27 protein-coding genes are annotated in these 23,242 nt (G+C 70.6%); 9 read left to right on the forward strand and 18 right to left on the reverse strand.

The features are described from left to right. The first annotated feature begins 251 nt into the window (after nt 1-251). A complete protein-coding gene (locus AB0D67_RS18305; RefSeq protein ID WP_362936376.1) occupies nt 252-455 on the forward strand; it encodes a hypothetical protein in 204 nt (67 codons plus the stop codon). Nucleotides 456-568: 113 nt separating this feature from the next. Here the strand turns inward: AB0D67_RS18305 and AB0D67_RS18310 are convergent, their stop codons facing one another. The 8 genes from AB0D67_RS18310 to AB0D67_RS18345 form a co-directional block, all read right to left on the reverse strand. Beyond that, a complete protein-coding gene (locus AB0D67_RS18310; RefSeq protein WP_362936380.1) occupies nt 569-934 on the reverse strand; it encodes a hypothetical protein in 366 nt (121 codons plus the stop codon). Between the two features lie 396 nt (nt 935-1,330). Beyond that, nucleotides 1,331-1,912 (reverse strand): DUF6461 domain-containing protein, encoded by a 582-nt coding sequence (locus tag AB0D67_RS18315; protein WP_362936383.1) that lies wholly within the window; start codon nt 1,910-1,912, stop codon nt 1,331-1,333. A gap of 177 nt (nt 1,913-2,089) precedes the next feature. Then, the gene (locus tag AB0D67_RS18320) at nt 2,090-2,560 is read right to left on the reverse strand and encodes a hypothetical protein (protein ID WP_362936387.1); all 471 of its coding nucleotides are present in this window, start codon (nt 2,558-2,560) and stop codon (nt 2,090-2,092) included. Between the two features lie 436 nt (nt 2,561-2,996). After that, nucleotides 2,997-3,809 (reverse strand): TrmH family RNA methyltransferase, encoded by an 813-nt coding sequence (locus AB0D67_RS18325; RefSeq protein WP_362936390.1) that lies wholly within the window; start codon nt 3,807-3,809, stop codon nt 2,997-2,999. Nucleotides 3,810-3,935: 126 nt separating this feature from the next. Then, entirely contained in the window at nt 3,936-4,742 is an 807-nt protein-coding gene (locus AB0D67_RS18330) for a phytanoyl-CoA dioxygenase family protein (RefSeq protein WP_362936393.1), read from the reverse strand. Nucleotides 4,743-5,028: 286 nt separating this feature from the next. Continuing rightward, complete coding sequence (locus AB0D67_RS18335; RefSeq protein WP_362936397.1) at nt 5,029-5,946, reverse strand: hypothetical protein; 918 nt, start codon at nt 5,944-5,946, stop codon at nt 5,029-5,031. A 208-nt stretch (nt 5,947-6,154) separates the two neighbouring features. Next, complete coding sequence (locus AB0D67_RS18340; protein ID WP_362936401.1) at nt 6,155-6,895, reverse strand: hypothetical protein; 741 nt, start codon at nt 6,893-6,895, stop codon at nt 6,155-6,157. A gap of 236 nt (nt 6,896-7,131) precedes the next feature. Further along, the gene (locus tag AB0D67_RS18345) at nt 7,132-7,629 is read right to left on the reverse strand and encodes a hypothetical protein (RefSeq protein WP_362936404.1); all 498 of its coding nucleotides are present in this window, start codon (nt 7,627-7,629) and stop codon (nt 7,132-7,134) included. A 227-nt stretch (nt 7,630-7,856) separates the two neighbouring features. Here AB0D67_RS18345 and AB0D67_RS18350 point away from each other — a divergent pair, with 227 nt between their 5' ends. Then, the gene (locus AB0D67_RS18350; protein WP_362936406.1) at nt 7,857-8,990 is read left to right on the forward strand and encodes a histidine kinase; all 1,134 of its coding nucleotides are present in this window, start codon (nt 7,857-7,859) and stop codon (nt 8,988-8,990) included. After that, a complete protein-coding gene (locus tag AB0D67_RS18355) occupies nt 8,987-9,643 on the forward strand; it encodes a response regulator transcription factor (protein ID WP_362936409.1) in 657 nt (218 codons plus the stop codon). The genes AB0D67_RS18350 and AB0D67_RS18355 overlap by 4 nt, the downstream gene beginning before the upstream one ends. Before the next feature lie 157 nt (nt 9,644-9,800). Here the strand turns inward: AB0D67_RS18355 and AB0D67_RS18360 are convergent, their stop codons facing one another. Further along, complete coding sequence (locus AB0D67_RS18360; RefSeq protein WP_362936412.1) at nt 9,801-10,472, reverse strand: DUF2306 domain-containing protein; 672 nt, start codon at nt 10,470-10,472, stop codon at nt 9,801-9,803. A gap of 165 nt (nt 10,473-10,637) precedes the next feature. Here AB0D67_RS18360 and AB0D67_RS18365 point away from each other — a divergent pair, with 165 nt between their 5' ends. Next, nucleotides 10,638-11,624, forward strand: coding sequence for an NAD(P)-dependent alcohol dehydrogenase (locus tag AB0D67_RS18365; RefSeq protein ID WP_362936415.1), 987 nt, complete (start codon nt 10,638-10,640; stop codon nt 11,622-11,624). Nucleotides 11,625-11,674: 50 nt separating this feature from the next. On the opposite strand, the gene AB0D67_RS18370 is transcribed toward AB0D67_RS18365, so the two are convergent. After that, entirely contained in the window at nt 11,675-12,280 is a 606-nt protein-coding gene (locus tag AB0D67_RS18370; protein WP_362936418.1) for a peroxiredoxin-like family protein, read from the reverse strand. A 71-nt stretch (nt 12,281-12,351) separates the two neighbouring features. On the opposite strand from AB0D67_RS18370, the gene AB0D67_RS18375 reads away from it, so the two are divergent. Both AB0D67_RS18375 and AB0D67_RS18380 read left to right on the forward strand, forming a co-directional pair. After that, nucleotides 12,352-12,972 carry a TetR/AcrR family transcriptional regulator C-terminal domain-containing protein gene (locus AB0D67_RS18375; protein ID WP_362936421.1) on the forward strand — a complete coding sequence of 207 codons (621 nt, stop codon included), beginning with the start codon at nt 12,352-12,354 and terminating at the stop codon, nt 12,970-12,972. 167 nt (nt 12,973-13,139) lie between these two features. After that, nucleotides 13,140-13,919: a DUF4352 domain-containing protein gene (locus tag AB0D67_RS18380; protein ID WP_362936424.1), complete on the forward strand. Its 780-nt coding sequence runs from the start codon at nt 13,140-13,142 to the stop codon at nt 13,917-13,919. Nucleotides 13,920-14,373: 454 nt separating this feature from the next. Here the strand turns inward: AB0D67_RS18380 and AB0D67_RS18385 are convergent, their stop codons facing one another. Together AB0D67_RS18385 and AB0D67_RS18390 are read right to left on the reverse strand one after the other, a co-directional pair. Continuing rightward, a complete protein-coding gene (locus AB0D67_RS18385) occupies nt 14,374-14,676 on the reverse strand; it encodes a hypothetical protein (protein WP_362936427.1) in 303 nt (100 codons plus the stop codon). Beyond that, a complete protein-coding gene (locus AB0D67_RS18390) occupies nt 14,670-15,443 on the reverse strand; it encodes a hypothetical protein (protein ID WP_362936430.1) in 774 nt (257 codons plus the stop codon). The genes AB0D67_RS18385 and AB0D67_RS18390 overlap by 7 nt, the downstream gene beginning before the upstream one ends. A gap of 87 nt (nt 15,444-15,530) precedes the next feature. On the opposite strand from AB0D67_RS18390, the gene AB0D67_RS18395 reads away from it, so the two are divergent. Both AB0D67_RS18395 and AB0D67_RS18400 read left to right on the forward strand, forming a co-directional pair. Further along, nucleotides 15,531-16,613: a histidine kinase gene (locus tag AB0D67_RS18395; RefSeq protein WP_362936433.1), complete on the forward strand. Its 1,083-nt coding sequence runs from the start codon at nt 15,531-15,533 to the stop codon at nt 16,611-16,613. Further along, nucleotides 16,610-17,251 (forward strand): response regulator transcription factor, encoded by a 642-nt coding sequence (locus tag AB0D67_RS18400; protein WP_362936436.1) that lies wholly within the window; start codon nt 16,610-16,612, stop codon nt 17,249-17,251. The genes AB0D67_RS18395 and AB0D67_RS18400 overlap by 4 nt, the downstream gene beginning before the upstream one ends. A 45-nt stretch (nt 17,252-17,296) precedes the next feature. On the opposite strand, the gene AB0D67_RS18405 is transcribed toward AB0D67_RS18400, so the two are convergent. Then, complete coding sequence (locus AB0D67_RS18405; protein ID WP_362936439.1) at nt 17,297-18,118, reverse strand: alpha/beta hydrolase; 822 nt, start codon at nt 18,116-18,118, stop codon at nt 17,297-17,299. A gap of 51 nt (nt 18,119-18,169) precedes the next feature. Between AB0D67_RS18405 and AB0D67_RS18410 the strand changes: the two genes are divergently transcribed. Further along, entirely contained in the window at nt 18,170-18,643 is a 474-nt protein-coding gene (locus AB0D67_RS18410) for a MarR family transcriptional regulator (RefSeq protein WP_362936442.1), read from the forward strand. A 119-nt stretch (nt 18,644-18,762) separates the two neighbouring features. On the opposite strand, the gene AB0D67_RS18415 is transcribed toward AB0D67_RS18410, so the two are convergent. From AB0D67_RS18415 to AB0D67_RS18435, 5 genes are all read right to left on the reverse strand, one after another. Beyond that, a complete protein-coding gene (locus AB0D67_RS18415; protein ID WP_362936445.1) occupies nt 18,763-19,245 on the reverse strand; it encodes a GNAT family N-acetyltransferase in 483 nt (160 codons plus the stop codon). 526 nt (nt 19,246-19,771) lie between these two features. Then, entirely contained in the window at nt 19,772-20,311 is a 540-nt protein-coding gene (locus tag AB0D67_RS18420) for a DinB family protein (RefSeq protein WP_362936447.1), read from the reverse strand. Between the two features lie 141 nt (nt 20,312-20,452). After that, complete coding sequence (locus AB0D67_RS18425; protein WP_362936450.1) at nt 20,453-21,145, reverse strand: DUF429 domain-containing protein; 693 nt, start codon at nt 21,143-21,145, stop codon at nt 20,453-20,455. Nucleotides 21,146-21,270: 125 nt separating this feature from the next. Then, on the reverse strand, nt 21,271-22,149 hold the full coding sequence (locus AB0D67_RS18430; protein ID WP_362936453.1) for a haloalkane dehalogenase: 879 nt from the start codon (nt 22,147-22,149) through the stop codon (nt 21,271-21,273). A 185-nt stretch (nt 22,150-22,334) separates the two neighbouring features. Further along, on the reverse strand, nt 22,335-23,156 hold the full coding sequence (locus AB0D67_RS18435) for an NAD(P)H-binding protein (RefSeq protein WP_362936456.1): 822 nt from the start codon (nt 23,154-23,156) through the stop codon (nt 22,335-22,337). Between the last annotated feature and the right edge of the window lie 86 nt (nt 23,157-23,242).

Genomic DNA, 23,242 nt, shown 5'->3' on the forward strand with positions numbered 1-23,242 from the left:
CCCCTCCCGCAGACACTCACCGCTTAACCTGCAGAAACAGGATCACGCGAAGGGCGGCTCATACACCACTTCGCTGGACGTGACCCAGACCCGCGTCCGTGCCCGTTGCGTGCCCGTCAGGAGGGTGATCAAGGGGGACTCACGGGGAATCACGGTTACTCGCCTCGCTCCCCCGCAGGCCAGCGTCTTCCCAGATCAGGGGCCAGGCGCGTTAGAGACTTCCCAAGCTGATAGTTCGAGAGGATGTGCTCGTGGAAGACCCCTGGAAGGCCATAGACGATCACATCGTCAACGAACGTATCCTCCCCACCTTGTCGATCATGCGAGAGGAGTTCGGCGATTCAATCCCTGAAGCCATCGACAGGTTCGCCGAGCGTTACGAGGTCCTCCGTACGGCCCGCCCAGATGCCTTCACAAAGCCTCGTGAGGAGTATGGGCGAGGCTTCTACTCGTAGGCGCGTCCATCAAGATCCGGAACATGCTCGGAATGCTCCTGGCGTTTCTGGTCAGATCACCCAGCCAGCCATCAGGTCAGAGCGCCGATCACTCGATGAGAAGCCCTCCGATTTTAATCCGCATGTTGTTCTTTGCCGTCGGGTGGAAGCAGGCTGCAAGCGCTGTCGATCTCTCCGGTCGCGATCATGTCTCGCACGGCATCGATCATGGAAGCGAAGCCCGACTCACGGATGATGATCAGGTCGAAGCACCGGAAATACCGCCCGTTGAGGCACTCACCTGTGTCCTTCCAGCGCTTCATGACCCTGCCGACGGCATCGAGGGTCATGAAGGTGGCGTAGCGACGAGTGCCGTCGGGAAGCGTGATGGTCGCGTCGGCCTCCTCGGCGGTCTCAGGCTCGTGCCCTTCCCATCGGGGGATCAGCATCTCGAAGCCGGGTTCGCTGACCCGGTAGAAGGGGCCGTCGATCTCGATCATGTGGCTCACTCTGGCCACGGCGCCGAGGTACCGCAACAGGGGCAGGCAACGGCTCATGTCCACACCAGCGCCGATCCGGACCGGATTCCGAGCCCTGAAGCATGGCCGAGACAGTCCCGGTAGGGGAGTGATCAGGCGATTGAGGGAGCCTTGGCTGTACAGCCACCAGTACAGCCAAGAGGGGTAAACGACGGCGGAACTCGGCGAACGCCTCCGGACACCCGTCCGCCAGGTCGAAGCCCCGGACCTCGATCGAATCGACTTCTTTTAATCCGCAGGTTTGAGTTGGGCCCTGATGTAGCGCAGGTGTCACACAGGCGACCGATTCTGGGCCGCGGAGGCAGGATCTCATCTGGCACCCGCCCCCAACGCTGGCTGCCGGACGTCGAGGACAGGTCAGCCGACGACGCCGCTCATGAGAGGCCCTTTGACGGTCTCCGGGAGCAGCGCCACGCCGGTCAACCGGGCCGCGAGGAGAAGCGCTCCGGACACGGATGACGGCGCCTTTGTGCCGGCTCCGGGTACGTCATCGGGATCAAGTCCCGCTTCCCGCATCAGATCGTTGAGCCGATCAGGATCATTGCCGTGCCGCCACTGTGGAATCTTGGGGTTGAAGTACGTGACCAGTTCCCCGTCCACCGCGTAGACGAAGTCGTCGGACGCGTAGTCGTGTCGTAGCACCGCGACGGCCACGGTTCCGGCCGAAAGCGCCTGGGCCCTGTCGGCTTCCGTGCACCTCCACCCGCTCTCCTCGATGAGCACTGTCCAGTCGCCCACCCGCCCCGCGAGCACCGTCTCAGGAAAGAGGTTCTCGTCTATCAACTCGTCATAGGTGAGCGGCCGAAAGCTCTGCTGGTCGGCCCCCAGTCGGCGAAGCGCCTCCACTTCGCTGAGTCCGCGCACGAAGGTCAGACACCACAGATCACCCAGCTCATCGTCTTCGGCCAGCCAGGCAACATCGTCGTAGGTGAACACCATCCGTGGCACCTCATCCGTTGATCGTCGTGCCATTAAGGGCGGCCGGCAGCGGTCGCTCATGGTCCCTTGCGGACCGTCTTCCGCGCAGGTCGAAGCCGTTGTGCCTGAAGATCCGGCCGTTTGCAAGCAGGGTGTCAGAAGCTCAGGATTTCCGTATCCGTAGCGCTCTCTGTTTGATCAGCGACCTGCGGGCATCGGGACGTCTACCTTCGGGGAACGCCTCAAGGCCGCGCTCCGCTTGATCAGGATCACTGCGCTGATGAGCAGGGTCACTCCTCCCGAAAGCGCGGCGAGCATCGCCATGAAGGATTCGCCGTCCGGATCGCCGACCCCGGCGGGGCGGCCGCCGAGCCATCTGGTCGTGGCCAGCGCCTGGGTCATGACCAGAACGCCGAACGCGAAGGTGATCCCTCCGAGGGCGAAGCCTGGAGGCGACGGCCGGGGGCGCTTGCTCCAGGGGCGAGCCTTCCAGGCTCCGACCGCCAGCGCGATCGAGACCGTGACGATCTGGGCGACGTCCAGGCCCATCAGTGCGGCCAGGCGCAGATGCTCGAATTCATCGCCCCGCTGGATCCAGAAGAAGGGGACCAGTGCGACCCCGCAGAGAAGCCCGATGGCCGAGAAACGAAGAAACAGCATGATCGACATGCTCCCGGATGGTGGGCGGAACAGGTCAAGAGCTGGGAGGAAAGTCCTCGCCAGCGACATGTGCGGCCACCGCAGGTTCCTGGTAGGCGAGGGCTGAGAAGTGCGCGGGACATATGCGGGGTGATCTTTTGTGATTGAGGTGCCGGAAGGTGCTCCCGTCCTGATCAGGGGCTCTGCCGCCACCCAGAACACGGCCCTCTGTAAAACCGTCTGCTCAGCCTGCGCAGGTTCAGGTCCTGCGCCTGCCACCAGCCGAACGGCGGCTCAGAGGCCCTACGGGGACTCTTCTGCTGTTCCGGGCCATGCAGCCGTACGCCACTCTGAGCCGCCGTCTGTCGCCGGCCCACCGATGCACACGCAATGATCTCGGGGCGCTGGTCGCACCAGGTCCTTCGGGTGGTCCGCGAACGGGAGGCGGCTCTGGAACGCCGGCGCGCTACCGCCGGGTGGCGGCGGTCCGCTGGCGTGCCGATTCGTACAGCACGACGGTCGCGGCGGTCGCCGCGTTCAGGGAGCTGGCGGACCCGGACATCGGGATCCGGACGAGCCGGTCGCAGGCTTCACGCCAGCCGGAGCTGAGGCCGGTGGTCTCGTTGCCGATCAAGGTCAGCGTGGGCTGCGTGAAGTCGTACTCGGCGGCATCCAGTGCGCCGTGCTCATCGGTTCCCACGACGCTCATGCCGATGCCGTCGGCACGGATCTCATCGACCCAGGACAGAACGGCCTGGTGGGAGGGCGCCCGGACCACGGGCAGGGCGAACAGCGAGCCGGTGCTCGCCCGGACCGTCTTCGGGTCGTACACGTCGGCGGCATGGCCGGTGATGATGACCCCGGAGGCGCCGAAGGCGTCCGCGGACCGGACGAGGGTCCCGATGTTGCCGGGGCTGGCAGGCCGATCGAACACGACGGTGAGCATGGTCGGCGCGGCCGGGATCCGGCGCAGGTCGTCCTCCGGCAGCGCGACCACGGCCAGCAGCTCCGGAACCGTGTCCGCCTTGCCTCCCAGCTCGTGCATCAGCTCACGGGAGACGGCGATCTTCTCGGCCCGGACCGTGTCCAGGGCATCGCGTGCCCAGCCGGAGAGCTGAGCGCCGGCGTCGTAGAGCAGTTCCCGGATCTGCCAGCCGTGTTCGACGGCCATGGTGATCGGGCGCACGCCCTGTACGAGGAACTCACCGTGACGCTGCCGCTTGGTCCGGCTCCGCAGAAGAGCCTCCCACCGCTGGAATCGCGCATTGCGGCCGCTCACCCGCAGACCCACCGCTGTCCCGCCTCCGCCGTACATGACCCACCCGTGTCCCGCCTGCCGCGCCGGACGCGTCTGTCCGACGCCGTACATGACCCACCCGTGTCCCGCCTGCCGCGCCGAGCGCGTCTATCCGGCGCTGTCGTCGGCGCCGTCCGGGCCGGGGGTGTCCCGTCCCAGGCCCCGGCGGATCGCGATCTCCACGGGCGAGTACGCGCCGTCGGCCCGCTCCAGCTCGTACGGCGCGGCCGGCATCAGCGGCGGCTGGGCCATGAAGCGGGGCCGCGCCCCGTGGTGTGGTTGCGCCGCGTGCACCAGGAACGGATGGCACAGGAAGACGTCGCCCGGGGATCCGGTGGCGAGGGCGAGCGGCCGGTGGTCGGACGCCGCCACCAGATCGGGCGCGAGGGTCAGCCCGCTCGCCCCGTCCTCCCCGTACTTCTCCAGCACCTTCGGCGCGTCGAGGTGCGAGCCGACCCGGATCCGGGTCGGGGCGTCCTCCTCACCGACCTCGCTGAACAGGAACAGCATCAGCAGCGCCCGGCCGCGGGAGTTCACATTCGTGAAGTACCAGGTCTCGCCCTCCGGCATATAGCTGCCCTCGATGTGCCAGCCCGCGTCGTCCGGCTCTTCCGGGTGCGGGAAGCGCAGCGGGAACGAGCCCAGCGAGTAGCGCGGCTCCCAGCGTCCCGCGCCGACGAGGAGGTCGTACGCGTGGTGGAGGAACGGGGAGTTGGGTGCGGCGGCGAACGGCCCCTGGGCCAGGCCGGCCACCCAGTGCACGGGCTGTGTCCACGTCGCCGGGTCGTCCGGGTCGCAGCCCGTCTCCCGCCACAGGAGCCGCGCGCAGTCCGCGGCCACGCGCGGCGCGACGGCGCCCTCCAGCTTCACGAAGCCGTCGCGAAGAAAGCGGGATACCAGGGTCGTGTCATCCATGCCTCCATCGTGCGGTGACATCGGCCCCGGTCACCCGACACTTTCCGCACCGCTTCCGTCGGGTGTGCGGCGACGGCGCCGGCACGCGATCGGATCGAGCCGCGGTGATCGGCCGCGACCGGTGCGCCTTTAACCGAGGCCGAGTCGGGGAGGCCTGATGATCTCGGTCCGACCGACTCCGCCGATGTCATCCATCGGACGCGACGAGGACGCGACGAGGACGCGACGAGGACGCGACGAGGACGCGACGAGGACGCGAGGAGGACGCGTCGCGATCCGGAGACCGCTACCTGATCTCGCCGAGGTCGAAGGCGACATCGGCGAGATGAATCGTTCCCACCTCGGGGTCGTCGATGAGCTTGCGCAGGGCGGCGAGGCTCCAGCGGTCGACGACGAGCCCGTACACGACGCCCTCCTTGGCAGTCCCGCTGAGCGACTGGTAGTCCAGCTCGAACGCGCTGAGGTCATCTCCCTCGTCGAGCAGGCCGACCCATCTGCGGAACTCCTTCAGCGCCGCCTCGGGCTCGGTCTCGCACTGATAGGTGAGGTCCGTCCGGATGCGGTCCTCGGTCATGGCGCGGTTCCAGACGACCGCGTTCAACGAAGGAACGCTGCTGGAGTCGTCGTAGAAGGACGGGGAGTAGATGTAGGCGACGTCCGCCCCTCCGCAGAGTCCGTGTCTCCGGTTGAAGGCGACGAGCTGCTCGGTGGTCATCACGTGTGCGAACTCGACGACCGCGACGGCGTCGAGCGTCTGGGGGAGCCCGTCGAGGGTCTTCCGGGCCTTCTCCGCCAGTTCCCTGTCGACGTCGAGGTCCGCATCCACGGCGGTGATCGCACCGTCCAGGTCGCCGGACGACGAATCACCGAGGGAGGAGGTCCGGACGGTGCCGAACAGGTTCTTCGTGATCCCGTACCCTGCCCAGCCCTCGCCGCGGCCGGCCTGGCGCGGCTCCCCCCACAGCGTGTAGGTCGTCTCCAGCAGCCCTCCGCCATCGCTGTGGCCATCCGTTAGGCGAATGTCCGGGTTCACGACGTGAGCGGCCGTGCCGTACACCCGGGCCATCCGCTCGTCGTCGAAGTCGACGAACATCGCCAGAACCCGTTCGGCCACGCTGAGAGCCAGGAACAACACCGAGGCGACGGCCACGACCTTGGCGAGGGACCTGGCCACGTACGCCCAGTCGGGCTCCCTCGCGTTCATCACCGCGCGCTCCTGCTGTCTAGATCAAATCGTGTACGGCGCACCATAGCCGCCCGGAACCGGCGTGAGCCGGGAAATCGGGTGAGAACCCGGCGTGACGGATCAGCCGAAACCGGTGCCCGCCGGGACCGGCCACCACCACCTGTGCTTCAGGCCGTACGGCCTGCCGGTCGGGAGAGCGGGTTCTGCGGCGAGGCTGAGCCGTACGTCAGGTCTCCTCGTGAGGCGAGAGAGGACTCGGCGGGTTCGCTCGTACCGGTTTCTCGGCGGCCGGGGCGTATTCGACGGCGATGGCGGCCTGGGAACCCGTGGGCGGGGCGATGACCAGCTCGGTGGCCGGGTCGTGGTCGATCCGTGGAGGGCCGGCGACGATCATGGTGGCCCGGTCCCACGGCCGTTCACGCGCCAGGAACGGTATCTCTTCCAAGAGCCAGTTCGCCACATGCTCCATCTGCTCGGGGGAGTCCCCGTCACGGACGACGAGTAGGCGCTCCTGCTCGTCGAGGTCGCCCTGCATCCATACCGAGGCGTCCAGCCACGGGGCGAGCTCTTCGCGGATGATGCCGGTGCCCTCGACCCAGACGAAGTCGGCACCGGCAGGGACGGTGATCGATCCGGGACGGCCGTGGGTGATCCAGGCATCGGGGCGGAAGTCCACCGCCTCACCACGGTGCAGGGGGCGGAGGATGTTCTCGACGAGTACGGTGCCCCAGTCGAAGTAGGCGTGGTTCCATGCGATGTCGTCGGTATGCACGATGGCGGAGTCGGGAACCACCGCGCGGAGCCGCTCGGCCAGGGTCGTTTTGCCGGCTCCCCCTCGGCCGTCGATCGCGATCACCCTCGCCCGTCCGGTGACGTCGGGTGACGCGTCACACAACCGCCGGACGGCGTCAAGAACGGTCGTCACCCTCCAGCCGACGGCCTCGGTCTCACCCGGATGCAGACGCATGGGCAACCTCTCTCCCGGGTCGTGTTCCACCGCGACCACGGTGGAGGTGTCCCCACAGGGTGGCGATCTCGGAGGTGATCAGGTCCACCACACCGAGTGTGCCGTGCGGGTGGACGCCGGTGAAGCGGTAGGGGAGGAGAGGAACGGTTCGGTCCCGGTGAGAGGGTGTTCAACCGGGAACGCGGCCTCTCGGAACCATTGTCACCGTCGGCCGTCGGGGCGCTCCGCTGGTGACTTCAACCGTGAGGGGGCTTCTCAGGACAGTCGGCCTCCACCCACGTGGCGGTCAGGTCCCGGCAGGTCACCATGACCGTTCCCGGCCGGAAGGCGATCTCGTGGGTGCATCCGCCGGGGTGCGGCAGGATCTCGTCGAGGATCACCACGCTGCGTGGCGCGGTCCCGGAGGGTGCGGCGATGTCGAGCCTGTAGTCCGTCACGCCCTCGTAGCGGATGACGAGGTCCTCTTCGTGCTTCCAGCAGTTGTGCCGGAAGGCGATCTCCATGCGGTTCTCGCCGTCGGTCTCGGCGAACGAGATCCGCTCCAGGTCGAGGTCCTTCACGCATCGTGAGCCGTGGAAGTCGTAGTGCCGGGGATCCGTCGCGAACGCACGAGCACCCGCCGGCAGTGCGTCGGCGAACCCGGGAAGTCGTTCCAGGTACTCGGCCGGGCTGATGACGCCGTGGACGACCCCGCCGGGCAGGTTCATCGTGGCGTTGAGATCGACGTATCTCATGCGCCGACGACCTTCCGAAGCGTACGGGCGCGACCGCTGCGGAGCACGCACGGAATGATCTCCATCGCAGCTGCTCCCGGGTCGGGGTGAAACCAAGGGCGCGTCGCTCCAATGAACCGTTCGACCCGCTTTTGAGGCGTCGTCCGTGGCGGCTATCGGTTCGGTGGGCGAAATGTCTCGTACTTTGGGCTGATTGTAAGTGGCGGAGCCTCTCGTACCATGACTTCGTGCACGGCCTCATTCGCTCCGTGTGGTACGAGCCCCGTCCCCCCGGCGCACCGCGGCGGGTGTGGCGAGACTGGGTGCTCGTCGGCGTGTTGCTGCCGGTCGCGCTGCTCGAAGGGGTGGTACGGCCGGACATGCCCTCGCGGGTCGTCTCGGTGATCCTCGCGGTGGGGCTGGTCCCCACCCTGCTGTGGCGCCGCACCCGGCCGCTGCTGATGGTCGCGATCGCGTTCGGCGCGTCGGGTGTGGCCCAGGTGCTGCTGGGCGGTGACTCACCCGAGTCCAACACCATGGTCTATCTGCTTCTCCTGCCCTACGCGTTGTTCCGGTGGGGGTCCGGGCGGGAGGCGGTCGCCGGGTTGGCGATCATTCTCGTCAAGGCCGCGTTCTCCGTGGTCGTGGACCATCCCGGTCCCGCCGACACCGCCGCCGCCTTCGCCGTCGTGCTCGCGGTGACCGCCCTGGGGGCGGCGTTCCGGTACCGGACGAGGGCGCGGACGCGGGAGCTCGACCAGGCCAAACTGCTCGAACGCGAGCAACTGGCCCGGGATCTGCATGACACCGTCGCCCATCACGTCTCGGCGATGGCGATCCGGGCGCAGGCGGGGCTGGCGACGGCGGCGTCGCGGCCGGACGCCGCCACCGAGGCGTTGCGGGTGATCGAGGCCGAGGCGGCCCAGGCGCTCGCCGAGATGCGCGCCATGGTCCACGTCCTCCGCCGGAACGCGCCCGCGGACCTGGCGCCCGGACGGAGCATCGCCGACCTCTCCCAGCTCGAAAGCCCGGGACGGTCCGGCCCGTCCGTCCGGGTGGAGGTCGAGGGCGACACCGCCGGTCTCTCCCCTCCCGTCGAGGCCGCGATCTACCGCCTCGCCCAGGAGTCGGTCACCAACGCCCGGCGTCACGCGCGGCACGCCACCCGCGTCCTGGTCCGGGTCAGCGCCGGTGACACGTCGGTCCGTCTGCACGTGAGCGACGACGGCGATCCCGCCCGTCCCACGGGGGCACCCGGGTACGGGATCATCGGCATGATGGAACGAGCCGATCTCCTCGGGGGCACCTGTGTGGCGGGCCCCGATCCCGGCCGGGGGTGGAGCGTGACCGCCGTGCTTCCGCGTACCGGGGTGGCCGGATGAGCGTCCGGGTGCTGGTCGCCGATGACCAGGAGATCGTCCGTACCGGGCTGGTGATGATCCTCGACGCGCAGCCGGGGATCGAGGTGGTCGGCGAGGCCCCCGACGGGCGGCGAGCGGTCGAGCTCGCCCGGCGGCTCCGGCCGGACGTGTGCCTCTTCGACATCCGGATGCCCGTGCTCAACGGCATCGAGGCCACCCGGATGCTCGCCGGGCCCGCCGTCGACGACCCGCTCGCCGTCGTGGTCATCACCACCTTCGACCTCGACGAGTACGTCTACGCGGCGCTGCGCGCGGGAGCGCGGGGGTTCCTGCTGAAGAACGCCGGCGCCGAGCTGCTCTCCCAGGCCGTTCACGCCGCGGCGGCCGGTGACGCCCTCATCGCTCCGAGCGTCACCGCCCGCCTGCTCACCGCCTTCGCGCACGCCGGGCCCGCCGCGCCGCCGGTCCGTCCCATCGAGGCGCTCACCGAGCGTGAGGAGCAGATCCTCGTCACGGTGGCCCGGGGACGCACCAACAGTGAGATCGCCGACGAACTCCACATCTCACTCAGCACCGTCAAGACCCACATCGCCAGCCTGATGGCCAAGCTCGGCGCCCGGAACCGGGTGGAGATCGCCATGTGGGCGTACGAGACCCACCGGATCAGGAGCTAGGTGCTGTTTTGTGGATCTTCGCCGTGGCGAGGATCGTCCAGGTGGTCCCTCGCAAGGCGGAGGAGGAAGCCCATAGCGGAGCTATGGGTGACGACGGCAACGCGGCGAGGGGCCGCCTGGGCGACCGCAGTAGGCGAAAAGATCCACAAAACAGCACCTAGCGTCTGCGGATGACCCATTCGGCCACGGCGAGGTTGATGAACCATCCGGCGGCCACGAGCAGCGCCCTGGGGGTCTCGGTGAGGGGTCCGACGAGGAGCATCCAGGGGAGCTGGGTGAACGCCTGGGTGCCCGCGGCCACGCCGATCGCGTAGGCGCGGGTCATCCAGGCGCGGTGGCGGCGGAGGTCCCTCCGCCGGACGGCGGCGAAACCGAGCACGATGGAGACCGCCATCGCCGTGCCGAACACGAGGCGGAACGCCGCGAGGAGATCGCCGTCGCCTTCCGGGCGGGGGTAGAACACGGTCATCCACAGCCCGGAGAGGGCGGTGACGAGTCCGCAGACGATGAGAACCCGTCCCGCCATGCGGTGCCAGGCCGGCCTCCTGCGGCGGAACCTCCGCGCGAACTGGAAGGCGCCCACGATGCCGTAGAGCGACGCTCCGATGATGTGCGCCACCACGGGCAGCGGCGCGGCGAAGAACCGCGCGTCGGCGGGATCGCCCGTCGGGCCGCCCGCCAGTTCCCCCAGGCGCAGCGCGCCGGCGACCACCGGAATCGCGCTGAGCATGATCAGGCCGGTGGGGACCATCCAGCCGGGGGCTCCGGCGCCCCGTCCGCCGGGCCGTACCTTCTCGGGCTTCGCGCCCCTCACGCTGCTTTCGGTCATGAGGGGATCGTGACTTCTTCGCCCGTCTCCGCTCATCGCACGAAAGGCCCGATTCAGGTCGGCCGATCATCCAGCGATCAGGCGTACTTTCGGCTGATTCGTGGGTGCGATCGCGTTTCCTAGCCTTTCAATCACCCCGGCACCGACTCGCACAGGGAGATGGCGATGAAGGCGTTCGTCTCACGCTCGTACGGTCCCCCCGATGTCCTGACGCTCACCGAGATCCCCGTCCCCGTTCCTCGCGACGACGAGGTCCTGGTCCGGGTACGCGCCGGCTCCGTCAACCCGTACGACTGGCACAACATGCGCGGCGAGCCGTACCTGGCACGCCTGATGCCCGGCGGCCTGGGGCTCCGCGTCCCCAAGGTCACCATCCTGGGCGCCGACGTCTCCGGCCGGGTCGAAGCCGTCGGCCGGAACGTCACGGAGTTCCGCACCGGCGACGACGTCTTCGCCGTCATCAACGGCGGCGGCTTCGCCGAATACGTCTGCGTCCGCGAATCCGACCTCGCCCCGAAGCCGGAGAACCTCTCCTACGAGGAGGCCGCCGCGGTTCCGATGGCCGCCAACACCGCCCTCCTCGCCCTGCGCGACGAGGGCCACATCCTGCCCGGCCAGCGTGTTCTCATCAACGGCGCGTCCGGCGGGGTCGGCACGTTCGCCGTGCAGCTCGCCCGCGCCCTCGGCGCCGAGGTCACCGGCGTCTGCAGCGCCCGGAACGCCGACCTGGTCCACTCCCTCGGCGCGACCAGGGTCATCGACTACACCACCCAGGACTTCACCCGCGAGACCCGGCGCTACGACCTGTTCGTGGACATCGCCGGAAGCCGGCCGGTCTCCGTCTCCCGCCGCACCCTGGTCCCCAAGGGGGCCTACGTGGTGGTCGGCGGCCCGCCCGGCCGCTGGATACAGCCCATGGGCCAGGTGCTCTCCGCCCTGGCGGCGTCCCGTTTCGCCGGCCATCGGATATCGGTGGCCGACGCCCTCAGCTGCCCCAGCCCCAAGCAGAACCTGCTGACGCTGAGCGCGTTCCTGGACGACAAACGGGTGATCCCGGTCATCGACCGCCGCCATCCCTTCGAGGAGATCCCCCGGGCGATCGCCTACCTGGAGGAGGGCCACGTCCCCGGCAAGGTCGTCATCTCCTTCTGAGCGGAGCCCTCACCGGAAGGCGTCCCACGTGCGACGACCGGCGAGGGGTGTCAGGCGTGCTCCCTCTTCCCTGTGACGCCGGCCTCCGGTTCGGTCCGGGGAACGCGGGCGGCGAGCGCGAGCAGCTCGTCGACCGACCACTGGTCGTAGGCGTGGCGGCCGAGCTTGGAAGCGAGCACCCGGCCGTCGCCGGCGATCAGGAAGTCGCCGGGAAGACCGAACCGCCCGCCGTGCGGGAAGGCCGACGGCGCGCGGTCCCGTCCCCGCAGCATCCGCCACGTGCTCACCGCGACGCCGCGGACGATCGCCGGCCACACCCGCGGGTCGAGCAGCGCGCGGACGGACGGCTCCACGCCGAACTCCCGGTAGAGCCGCTGGTCCGGGTCGGCGACCATGGCGAACGGCAGCCCTTCGGCGTGCCGCGCCAGCTCGTCCGCCGGCGAGTGGAACACCGCGATCTCACGGATGCCGGCCGCCTCGATCTCGTCGTGCCGCCGCGCCACCGAGCGCAGGTGCAGATTGCAGACCGGGCAGCCGGCGAACCGCCGGAACTGCAGGTGGATCAGCCGGTCGGGGGAGGGGACGGCGAGCGGCGGCTGGTTGACGGGGGTCAGCACACGTGAGCCGACGGTCCGGGGGTGGGTGAATGAGCTCATGGGCCTTTCCGCTCTTTGGCGTACGGCATACGCCTACGAGGATAAGCGTATGCCGTACGCTGTCAAGGGCCATGCCTCGTCCCCGCTCGCTCACCCCGACCGCGCTGGCCGCCGCCGCGCTCGCCGTCATCGACCGCGACGGCCTCGCCGGGCTCACGATGCGCACCGTCGCCAAAGAGGTCGGCATGAGCACCATGGGGCTCTACCGGTACGTCACCGACCGCGCCGAGCTGGAACAACTCGTCGTCGACCTGGTCCTGTCCCGGATGGACACCGCCCCGCCCGACCCCGCCGGGCCCTGGACCGGCCGGGTGACCGTCATGGTCCGGCGGCTGCGCGACGCCGTGGGGGCGCATCCACCGGTGATCCCCCTGGTCGTCGCCCAGCGGCACCGGTCCGAGCGACTGCTGGGATGGTCGGAGACGCTCGTCGGAATCCTTAAGGAGGCGGGCCTCGACGGGCCTCGGCGGGTGGTCGCGCTGCGCTGCCTGCTCGCCTACGTCATCGGGGCGCTCCAGCTCGACCACCTCGGCCCGCTGGCCGGCTCCGGCACGGGCGTCATCGCCGGCCTGCCGGAGTTCCCCCTCCTGGCCGAGACCGCCCGGGAGTCCCGCGGCGTCGACGCCGAGACCGAGTTCGACGACGGCCTGACCGCCGTACTGCACGGCATACGGCGCGCCCCCGGCCCCTGAACGGCCGACTCGGTCGTTGTCAGGTCCGGCGAGGCATGCCTACGGCTGAGAGGACCTTTCCTTCATGAGTTAACGATTCAGTCTCTGCGGCTGGAGCCGGTAACCCACACGAGTGGATCGTACGTCCAGGGAAGCACCCATGATTCGGACGACTCGGGATTCCCAAAATGGCGCACCAGCAGCAAGGCCCGCAGTATCCACAGCAGTGGCAGACGCAACCGGGCCAGCCGGATTTCCAGCCGCATCACGGCCTGCCCCCCGGGTACGGCTACGGCTACATGCCCCCGCAGCCCCCCAAGAAGAGCAACGCGCCACTCATCCTGATCGTGGTCGGCGCCGTGGCCTTACTCATGTTGGGCGGTTGTTCGGTCGTGCTCGCGCTTGCGAACAGCGACACGCCGGACGTCGTTACGGCCACCGCATCCGTACCTCCCGCCCGAAGCGCGCAACAGGACGAAGCGAAGCCGATGGACCAGACGAAACCGCAGGACCAGGTCGCCGAGCAGGAGTCTTCAGCCGCCCAGTCTCCGGCGGGGATCGGTGGAACGCTCACCTTGCACGGCAGAGATCCGGAGCTCGTGGTGGATGTGATGGTCACCAATGTCTTCGACAAAGCCACGCCGGCGAACGATTTTATCAAGCCGAAGACGGGAAGCCGTTATGTCGCCGTTGAGCTTCGTCTTGAGAACAAAGGTCGGGCCGTCTATGACGACAGTCCTTCCAATGGGGCGATGCTCATTGATGACCAGGGCCAGCAGTACCGATCCACGTTCGGCGATGTCAGGGAAGGGGTCGATCTGCGAGGCGGGGTGACGGTCACCACCGGCGACCGCCGGAAGGGGGTTCTTGTGTTCGAGCTTCCGGAAAACGTGAAGCCGGCCAAGCTTCAGTTCGCGCTGGACAGCGGGTTCGCCGACCAGAAGGGCGAGTGGGTGCTGATCAAGTAGTTCGGAAGACGGCCGTACCAGGCCATTCGGGGGACGCGACCGCCTCTCCCGTCCTAACGTCAGGCGAGGCGGTCGACGACGGCTCCGGAAGGCGAAGGCTGTGACAGAGGTCAACGAGGTGATCACCACCGCGGCCAGCGACCGGTATCACGCTGCCGAGGACTGCGTGCTCTTCCTAGCGGGTCGGCGTGGCAGTGAGAGCCAGGGTAGTCGCCTCCATGACGTCGAGCGGATGACGGTCGCCGAAGCGGAGGCCAGGGGGCGGACGGCTTGTCCGGGCTGTGTGACGCAGGTGCCGGGAGCACCCTGATCGAACCAGGCTCGAAAGAGCCGGCCGCCGATCATCCGACGACGGCCTGGCCGCCGTACTGCACGGCATACGGCGCGCCCCCGGCCCCTGAACGGTCAGGCCGGTCGTCGCCAGGTCGGCGCGCACCGGCTCCTGAGCGGTCCGTCACCTTCGCAGGCCGGCCGTCTCCGGCGCCCCGGCGATGGGCCGCCGTCTGCGCAGCCAGTAGGCGAACACCGCGGCGCCCAGGAGCACCCCCCACAGCGGATACGGCCACAGCAGCAGGATGACCGGGTTACCGTCCTCCACGGTGTTGACCACCAGGCCGGGAGAGGCCAGGCAGCAGGCGCCGGCGATGAGCCCTCCCGTCGTGACGGGCAGGCGCACAGGGACCGGACGGTCGTGCACGACCGGCACCCACCGCGGCCACACCTCGCCCCACCCGCTGACCAGCCCGAGCGTCAGCACCGCGCCGCCGACGCCGGCGAACGCGAGGGCCAGGCCCTGCGCCCCGGGGCCATGTCCAGCACCGCCGGATCGACGTCCGTGGGCCATGGCGTCAGCCAGGTCAGCCGGTACAGCGCGTAGGGCAGCGGGCACAGGGCCGCTCCGATCGTGGCGACGCGTCCCCAGCGGGCGACGGCCTCCGGGCGCGTCCACCGCATCGGCCGGCCGGTTCCGAAGGCCGCCACCGCCGTCGCCACCCAGACCGCGCAGGCGACGGCGTCGGCCAGCGTCCAGGCCAGCCGCCCGGCGTACGAGCCGAAGCTCGCGACCACGTTGGCCGCGAACCCTCCCGGCGAGATCACCCCGCTGAGCGCGCCGCCCACCGCCAGGACGAGCAGGGCTCCCAGCGCGGGAAACCCCCACGGCCTGCCGCGTAGTCCCGCCATGACCAGGCCCGCCACCAGGGCGACGGGCCCGAGCAGCGCCATGCCGTAGCCCAGCAGGGACATGATGCCGGCGTCGGACAGCACCACGCCGAAGAAGAGCGCCTGCGCGACCGCGCCCGCCCTCAGCACCCTGCCCGAGGTGAACGACAGCGCCAGCCCGGCCAGCCCCGCCACGACGGTCATCGGGCCGGCCACGTCGTGTTCGATCAGATGCGACAGCGACACGGTGACACGGTCGCGCGCCCCGAAGGGGTAGCTCGCCGGGCTCATCCACCACAGCAGGCCGACGACGGTCACGGCGGACGACAGCAGCGCGACGGCGATCCGAACGTTTCTCATCACGCCGTCCCACGCTAGGAACGCATCCGGGGCGTCACCTCCCCCTGCCGGGGGAGGGCGCGTCCCGGCGGCGCGGCTAGCATCGGCGTCGTGAACGGACCCACCGGACGTGTCGTGCGGGCGGCGGTCTACCAGGTACTCGGCGCGGCCCTGCTGACCCCGGTGGCGGTGGTGCTCGGCCTGGTGGTCCTCGCCGAGCGGACGCCGGCGCGCGTCCTGGTGCTGTGGGCGGTGTGCCTGCCCGCCGCCGCGCTGCTCGCCACCGTGCCGCTGGTACGGCGCATCGAGGCGGTCGCGCTGCAGGAACTCCTCGATGTCGAGGTCCCCCCGAGGGCCGACCGGCTGTACCTGGTCGCACTGACCGGTCTCCACCTGTACGGCGGCGCCACGCTGGGCGCCGGTGTGCTGCTGTTGTCTCCCGGGCTGGTCAGGCTGGGCGACGTCGAGCGGTGGCGTGGGAACCCCGCCGAGGCGGCCGGGACGCTCGCCCTGGCCGCCGTCGTGCTGGCCCTCCTGGCCGCCGCCGGACTCGGCCAGCGGTGGACGGCCCGTCGTCTGCTGCGCGCCGAGCCGTCCGGCGCGCTGGAGGAGCTCGGCCGCCGTCAGTCCCTCGCGCTGGAGTTGCACGACTCGGTCGGTCACGCGTTGAGCGTCGTTCTGGTGCAGGGCATGGCGGCGCAGGCCGCGCTGCGGCGGCCCGGACCGGATCCGGACCCGGAGCGGGCGGCGCGGTCGCTGGATCACCTGGTGGACGCGGCACGCTCGGCCCAGGAACAGCTCGATGTGGTGCTCGGTGTCCTCGATGACGGGGACGCCGCGCGGACGCCCACGCTCGGCTCGCTCCACACCCTCACCCGCGGGCTCGACGTGCGGGTCAGCGCCGGACGGCTCGACGGAATCCCGGAGACGACCTCGCGCGCCGCCTACGCCATCGCCAGGGAGGCGCTCACCAATGCGTTGCGCCACGGGCGCGGCCCGATCACCCTCGACGTCGCCGTGGCCGGCGACCTGGTGCTGACCGTGGAGAACGCGGTCGCCGGGGCCGGGTCCGCTCCCGACGGAAGGAGGCGCGGCCTGCTCGGCATGCACATGCGGGCCCGCCTGGCCGGAGGGACGTGCACGCTGGAACGGGCGGACGCCACCTGGCGCGTCCGGGCGAGGCTTCCCCTGTGATCCGCGTCGTGCTGGCCGACGACGACCGGCTGATCCGCGAGGGGTGGTCCGCGCTGCTCTCCCTGCACGACGACCTCACCGTCGTGGGCGAGGCCGCGGACGGACGCGAGGCCGTCGAGGCGGGCGCGGGAGCCGACGTCGTGTTGATGGACGTCCGCATGCCGGTGATGGACGGCCTGGCCGCCACCGCCGAGCTGTCCCGCCGTTCCCCCTCCACCCGCGTCGTCGTGGTCACCACCTTCGAGCACGACCGGCTCGTGTGGGGGGCGCTGCGCGCCGGAGCCGCCGGTTACGTGCTCAAACGCGCCCCCGCGAGCGAGCTGGTGGAGGCAGTCCGCCTGGTGCACTCGCGTGACGCGGTGTTCTTCCCGGGCGCGCTCCGCCGTATCGCCTCGGCCCACGCGCGCGGCGCCGGCCGGCGGCCCCGGGTGGCTCTGACCCCGCGCGAGCTGGAGGTGCTGCGGCACATCACGCTGGGAGAGGCGAACCCGGAGATCGCCGCCGTGCTGCACGTGTCGAGGGAGACGGTCAAGACCCACGTGACCAACGTCCTGGGCAAGCTCGGCGCCCGTGACCGCACGCACGCGGCGGTCCTCGCGTACGAGCTGGGCCTGGTGCCGGCCGGGATCGAGCCCTGATCCCCTCACGTGCGGGATGCCGCGGGGAACCGTACGGTGGCCGGATCAGGAGGGGTGGAGCAGTTCGCGGACGCGTGCGGCGTAGGCGCGCGGGTGGGTGAGGTTGCCGTTGTGCCCGCCGGGGAACTCCGCCACCCCGGTGCCGACGAGGGCCGCCAGCTCGTGCGCGCACCGGTGGTCGAACACGTGGCGCGGGGTGGTGCGCCCGGCGGCGGGGACGACGCGGGTGGCGGTGTCCTTGAGCCCGGCGGCGTCCAGCGTGTCCTCGATGACCGCGCCGAAGTCGTTGCGGATGAAGAAGTCGAAGTCGGCCCGGCGCCGGTCGTCCATCGGGTGCGGGGTGAGCCCCGGCTCGGTCTGCTGTTCGCCGAGCCTGATGCCGAGGACCGCGGCGATCTCGGCGACGGCTCCGGCGAGCCCCTGATCGCGGTAGAGCCGCTGCAGGTCCGCGAGCTCCCGCCGGTGGTGGTCGCGCTCCGCGGGCGGGAGCAGGGCGGGGGCGACGGGTTCGTGGGCGATGAGCGTGCCGATCCTGCCGGGGTGGTCGACGGCCACGTGCAGGCCGAGGACCGCGCCGAAGCTGCAGCCGAGCATGTCGGCGGGCGCGTCCGTGACCTCCGCGAGCAGCCGGTGGACGTCGTCGGCGTGCTCGGCCATGGTGGCGCCGGCGCCGGGGTCGTCCAGGACGCTGCGTGACAGGCCGCGCCGGTCGTAGGTGACCACGGTGTGGTCGGCGACGAGCCGGTCCACCAGGTCGACCGTACGGCGGGCGTCGCCCTCGCCGCTCTGGGAGATGAGCAGCACCGGGCCGGTACCGCGGACTTCGTAGTAGAGACGGGCGCCGGGGACGCGGAGGATTCCGTTCATGGCCGGAATATATCAGAATTGATGCATCTTTTTTGATGTAAATTTGGCGGCATGAACGGAGTCGACCTCTTCCTGCTCGGCCGCACGCTGATGAAGATCGGCGAGGAAGCCATGCCTGTCGAGGGCATAGGGCCGCAGACCACCGGCACCCGCACCGTCCTGGTGGTCGTCGCCGACCTGCGCGGCCATGCCGAGACCTCCATCGGCGAGATCGCCGCGCGCACCGGCCTGCCGCAGAGCGCGGTCTCCGCCGCCGTGGGGCGGCTGCGGACGGTCGGCGCCGTCGTGACCCGCGCCGATCCCGCCGACCGCCGCCGCACCCTCGTCCAGGTCGCTCCCGAGGTGCCGGAGAGGGTGACCGAGGTGCGGGCCGCACCGATCGACGGCCCGCTCGCCAAGGCACTGGACACGGACGACCCTGCGCGGGTCGCCGAGGTGGTCGCCCTCCTGGAGACCGTCGCCGCCCGTCTCTCCCCGGGGCGTCCCCGGGAACCCGGCGGGCCCGCGGCGGGGGTTGCCGAGTGACCTGGACAAGGGCGCGGCGGCGGTCGGGGATCACGCTGGAGCCCGCTCGAAAGCGGTGCCGGACAGGTGCCGGTCCCCTCCGGGACAGACGGTGGGGATGCTGTCCCGGAGGGGTGCGGTCAGAGCTTCCGGTAGTAGACGACCACCGGAAGCGGGGTGCAGCCGAGCTTCTCGTAGAGGGCTCTGGCGGGTGCGTGGAAGGGGTCGCCCCCGGTGCCGATCTCGACCACCTCGGCTCCGAGGGCACGCATCTCACCGAAGGCGTGCTCGCACAGCGCGGTACCCGTGTGGTGCCGGCGGTGCCCGGCCGAGACGGCGAGGTGCGTGACGGCTCCGTTCCTGCGAGCCTGGTCGACGCTCCAGGCCACGTAACCGACGATGGCGTCGTCGACCTCGGCGAGCGCGACGTACCTGTGCCGGCTCGGGTCGTGGAGCTCGGCGACCTGCTCGCGGTAGTCGTCGCGCCAGGTACCGTGCTGGGTGGCGAAGACGACCTCGCCCACCAGGGGGCGGAAGTGGTCCTCGTAGAACGGTCCGAACGTCTCGATGGTCAGTTCGGTGAGCCGCGCCAGGTCGTGCTGGACGAACGGGCGAATGATCATGGAAGTGCGCCTTTCAGGCTGAGGGTTTGACACCCGGATGGAGAAGGGCATCGGTCGACCCGCTCACGGCCTGGTGTCGGCGGCGAGCAGGCCCTCAGCGGCGGGTGCGACAAGCGGCGAAACATTCCATGGCCAGCGATGGTAACGCCCCACTGGCCGACGGTACAGACCCGGCCATCGACCCTTGCATGCGGCGCTTGCGGTAGCACGCGGTTTCATGCGGCAGTTCAGGGCTGTTCGGTGCCCTTGGGGTGTCGTGGCGGTGCATGGATCACCCAGACGGTACGGGCGACGTCATCGATGACATAGCGCACACGACCACCACTGGTGACCTCGAACTCCCACTGCTCCAGGTCCCTGCCGTTGTGGCGATGAGTCGTGAGATCGCCGCGCAGGCGATGTTGCCGGTCATGGCTGGAGCGTGAACGTGGATCGACCCGCAGTACCTCGAAGCATCGGCGCGTATCGGCCAAGGCGTGGCGGCACAGCTCTTCCCAGCCACGGACTGCGTCGCCGGTGCCGTTCGTCAGGCCCGGTCCGCGTTGTACAGGTGGCGCAGCGAGCCGATCTCCGCGGCGTTCTTCATCAGCTCGATGTTCGCCCACGCGAGCACGTGCCCCAGGGAGAGCGTCCCGTCGGCGAACCAGCGGCTTCGCCCGGTGGAGTCGAGCTCCGTCCCGCTCAGGGAGTCCAGTGCGGAGGCCCACCGGTCACGGCACCCGTTCAGCCATCCGATCGCCGACGCCACGTCTCCCGGCCACGGTGTCACCACCGCGGCCCGCGACCAGTCGGCCGCCGCGCCGGGGTCCCCGAAGCACTGCTCGTGCGCGTGACTCCACCAGAAGCCGATATGCCACATCACCCACCCGATCGACGTCACCGGGATCGGCTCGGGCTCCGGCACGGCCCAGTCGGCCGTCCACGTCCCGTCCGGCCGGCGACGGACGTTCCAGCAGTTCGACGCGGGTTCCCACAGGGCCTCCTCGTCGGTCACCCGCTCCAGGTGATGGGAGAGCAACGACCAGGACACGTCCAGCTGCCAGCGGAGCCGCTCGAGTTCGGGCATGACGGAAACCTAGTCCGACGGGAGGTCCCGGCTCCACGGGATTTCACGGGCACGCTCCGGTCGTCCGGCCTCACGATGGAGCGCCTGGCGGGAGGCGTCCACGGGCTCGGGGGCGTACCGCCCATGGCCGGGTGATGTGCGTCAGGCCCAGATCGCGCAGGGCAGGCCGTCGCCGAAGACCTCGGGCGGGTCGGGGAGGGGACGGGCCGTGCCCGCGGCGACACGTCGTGCCGTCCACGCCGCCACCGCCGCGTCCAGGACGTCGTCGACGCCCGCCGTCTCACCGGCCATGCCGATGTCCCCGGGAATCGCGATGCCGGCCGAGGCGAGCAGCGCGCGGCGGTGCTCCACACCGGCCCATGTGGACTTGGCGTGCGGGAGAGGGGACCCGGCCAGACGGGCGAAGCAGAGCTCGGGATGGACCTCGACCACCCGCCGCCGCAGCCGGCGCACCCACTCATCCACCTGGAGCAGCTTCTCCCGTAGGGCGAACGCCTGCCGGGACACCCCTTCCCCGGCCAGCCGGTTGTTGATCGCGACGGCCGACACGTGGTCACCCGCCTCCAGCGCGGGCCGGGACGGCGTCATGAACACCGAGTTCCGCCGGGGGCCGACCTCCAGACGGGTCAGCACGTCGGCCCGGCGGCGGCCGCGGTCGGGCAGACCGATCGGCATGTCGACGGCCACCACCCCGACCTCGCCGTCCGCCTCGGCCCGGGAGACGAGATCCTCGATGTGCGTGGCGAAGTACGCCTCCAGCCGTCCACCGGCGAGCGCGACGCCGACCCAGCCCTTCTTGCAGGCGTCCACACCCAGTACCCGCTCACCGTCCATCACGCCATCCTGTCCTGGGGGGAAGCGCCGTGTGAACCGGGTCGGCGGCCCCGTCCTCCGCCGCGGTTCCCGCGTGGTCCCGTGCCCGAGCCCCGGGCCTCCTCACGGCCGGACGCAGGCCGTGGTCAGTCCCGTACGGCCCGGCGCAGGCCGTACCGGTCGGACCAGGCGGCGATCGCCTCGGCGAGGGCGGCGGGCCGGTCCTCCGGGGTGTGGTGGCCGGCGACCCCGGGGCGCCTGTCGACGTCGAGGGCGGCCATGTTCGCGGCGCACCAGTCGATCATCTCCGGGCCCATCATCGTCCCGGGACCGGGCTCGAACGTGACGAGCAGCTTGGGCACGTCGGCACTGGCCGCCAGCCACTCGCCGTAGGCCGCGACCCTGGCCACGACGTCGGCGGGCTCCCCGCCCAGCGGCATCGCCCGCGGCCAGCTCAGCAGTGGCCGCCGGCTCTCCCGGGTGGGGTACGGCGCGCGGTAGACGTCGAGGTCCTCCCCGGTCAGCGGGGTCGCCACGGTGCCGGGCAGCGCCTGCTCGATGAAGGCGTTGTCGTCCAGGATCATCGTCTCGCCCACGCCCGGTGTCTTGATCGCCTGGAAGAGCGGGCGGCCGCCCTCGGGGAACTCCTCCCAGGTCATGGGCTTGACGATGGTCTCGGTGAACGCGACGCCCCGGACCCGGCCGGGGTGGCGGGCGGCCCAGTCGAAGGCGAGGGCGCCGCCCCAGTCGTGCCCGACCAGCACGACGTCGCCGAGGCCGAGCGCGTCGAACCACGCGTCCAGGTAGCGGGAGTGGTCGTCGAAGGAGTAGCCGATGTCCGGCTTGCCGGAGTCTCCCATGCCGATCAGGTCGGGTGCGAGCAGACGGCCGGGGCCGCCGACGGCGGGCAGGACGTGCCGCCAGAGGTGGGAGGACGTCGGGTTGCCGTGCAGGAAGACCATCGGGGTCCCCTCACCGGTCTCCCGGTAGGAGATCGTCGAGTCGAGAACGTGTGCGGTGGGCATGCCGTGCCTTTCCGCGCCTGGCGCGCGAACTGTCGATGTGCGGGTGGGGTGGCCGGACGGGCCCTCGGGAGGACCCTCCGGACGGGCGGGGGACACCCGGCGCCGGGATGCGCGGGGCGGGTGGGGGACGCGGAGGCCGGAGCGTCAGGGGTGCGCGGGCCGCTGGAGGGCGCGGTGCGCGGTGGTCAGCGGAAGGCGGCGGCGTTGCGGGCGGCCCAGTCGGCGAAGGACCGCGGAGCTCGGCCGAGGATCCGCTCGACGTCCGGGCTCACCCGGCGCTCGGCCTCCGACGGCTCGCCCAGGATGGACAGGGTGCCCTCCACCACGGGCTCGGGCATGAACCGCAGCATCTGCTCCCGGGCCTCCTCGCGGCTCTGCTCCACGAACCGCACCGGGGTCCCCAGCGCGTCGCCGATGGCCCGCGCCCGCTCCCGCGGGGTGGTCGGCGCGGGCCCGGTCAGCTCGTACGTACGGCCCGCGTGCCCCTCCTCGCGGAGGACGGTGGCCGCGACCTCGGCGATGTCCTGCGGGTCGACGAAAGGGATCCCGACGTCGCCGAACGGCGCGGCGGCCGTCCGCGCCGCGCGGATCGGCTCGATCCAGGCGAACGCGTTGGAGGCGAAGCCGCCCGGCCGCAGGATCGTCCACTCCAGGCCGGACCGCCGTACGGCGTCCTCGAACGTCCGGGGGTGGGGGTAGGCATCCGGGCGCGTCCCGGCGCCCTGGGAGGACAGCAGGACGACCCGCCGGACGCCGCCCGCGCCGGCGACCTTGAGAACGCCGTCCGGGTCCTCCCCGGCGACGAGGAGGAACAGCGCGTCGGCGCCGTCCAGCGCGGGGCGGAGGCTCTCGGGGTCGGCGAGGTCGGCCGGGACGTGCCGGACGCCCTCCGGCAGGCCCCCGTCGGCGGGCCGCCGCGAGACGGCCGTGACCCGCTCGCCGGCCTCGGTGAGCGCCCGCACGAGCGAACGGCCGACGTTCCCGGTGGCTCCCGTTACTACGATCATGAAAAGCTCCTCAGCAGGCGTGTGGTGTGGAAGCTCACGCTAGGGAGGGGGCTTACTTTCGGGAAGTACGTACCTCAAGGTAAGCT

Source organism: Streptosporangium sp. NPDC048047 (assembly GCF_040653115.1).
Classification (GTDB): domain Bacteria; phylum Actinomycetota; class Actinomycetes; order Streptosporangiales; family Streptosporangiaceae; genus Streptosporangium.

Excerpts from the sequence above, each read along its gene's own strand:
- AB0D67_RS18330 (WP_362936393.1), bottom strand. The coding sequence starts at position 4,742 with ATGGATGACACGACCCTGGTATCCCGCTTTCTTCGCGACGGCTTCGTG.
- AB0D67_RS18315 (WP_362936383.1), bottom strand. The coding sequence starts at position 1,912 with ATGGTGTTCACCTACGACGATGTTGCCTGGCTGGCCGAAGACGATGAG.
- AB0D67_RS18370 (WP_362936418.1), bottom strand. The coding sequence starts at position 12,280 with ATGAGCTCATTCACCCACCCCCGGACCGTCGGCTCACGTGTGCTGACC.
- AB0D67_RS18415 (WP_362936445.1), bottom strand. The coding sequence starts at position 19,245 with ATGATCATTCGCCCGTTCGTCCAGCACGACCTGGCGCGGCTCACCGAA.
- AB0D67_RS18335 (WP_362936397.1), bottom strand. The coding sequence starts at position 5,946 with ATGAACGCGAGGGAGCCCGACTGGGCGTACGTGGCCAGGTCCCTCGCC.
- AB0D67_RS18310 (WP_362936380.1), bottom strand. The coding sequence starts at position 934 with ATGATCGAGATCGACGGCCCCTTCTACCGGGTCAGCGAACCCGGCTTC.
- AB0D67_RS18320 (WP_362936387.1), bottom strand. The coding sequence starts at position 2,560 with ATGTCGATCATGCTGTTTCTTCGTTTCTCGGCCATCGGGCTTCTCTGC.
- AB0D67_RS18425 (WP_362936450.1), bottom strand. The coding sequence starts at position 21,145 with ATGGACGGTGAGCGGGTACTGGGTGTGGACGCCTGCAAGAAGGGCTGG.
- AB0D67_RS18345 (WP_362936404.1), bottom strand. The coding sequence starts at position 7,629 with ATGAGATACGTCGATCTCAACGCCACGATGAACCTGCCCGGCGGGGTC.
- AB0D67_RS18340 (WP_362936401.1), bottom strand. The coding sequence starts at position 6,895 with ATGCGTCTGCATCCGGGTGAGACCGAGGCCGTCGGCTGGAGGGTGACG.
- AB0D67_RS18365 (WP_362936415.1), top strand. The coding sequence starts at position 10,638 with ATGAAGGCGTTCGTCTCACGCTCGTACGGTCCCCCCGATGTCCTGACG.
- AB0D67_RS18380 (WP_362936424.1), top strand. The coding sequence starts at position 13,140 with ATGGCGCACCAGCAGCAAGGCCCGCAGTATCCACAGCAGTGGCAGACG.
- AB0D67_RS18375 (WP_362936421.1), top strand. The coding sequence starts at position 12,352 with ATGCCTCGTCCCCGCTCGCTCACCCCGACCGCGCTGGCCGCCGCCGCG.
- AB0D67_RS18360 (WP_362936412.1), bottom strand. The coding sequence starts at position 10,472 with ATGACCGAAAGCAGCGTGAGGGGCGCGAAGCCCGAGAAGGTACGGCCC.
- AB0D67_RS18355 (WP_362936409.1), top strand. The coding sequence starts at position 8,987 with ATGAGCGTCCGGGTGCTGGTCGCCGATGACCAGGAGATCGTCCGTACC.
- AB0D67_RS18435 (WP_362936456.1), bottom strand. The coding sequence starts at position 23,156 with ATGATCGTAGTAACGGGAGCCACCGGGAACGTCGGCCGTTCGCTCGTG.
- AB0D67_RS18430 (WP_362936453.1), bottom strand. The coding sequence starts at position 22,149 with ATGCCCACCGCACACGTTCTCGACTCGACGATCTCCTACCGGGAGACC.
- AB0D67_RS18410 (WP_362936442.1), top strand. The coding sequence starts at position 18,170 with ATGAACGGAGTCGACCTCTTCCTGCTCGGCCGCACGCTGATGAAGATC.
- AB0D67_RS18420 (WP_362936447.1), bottom strand. The coding sequence starts at position 20,311 with ATGCCCGAACTCGAGCGGCTCCGCTGGCAGCTGGACGTGTCCTGGTCG.
- AB0D67_RS18405 (WP_362936439.1), bottom strand. The coding sequence starts at position 18,118 with ATGAACGGAATCCTCCGCGTCCCCGGCGCCCGTCTCTACTACGAAGTC.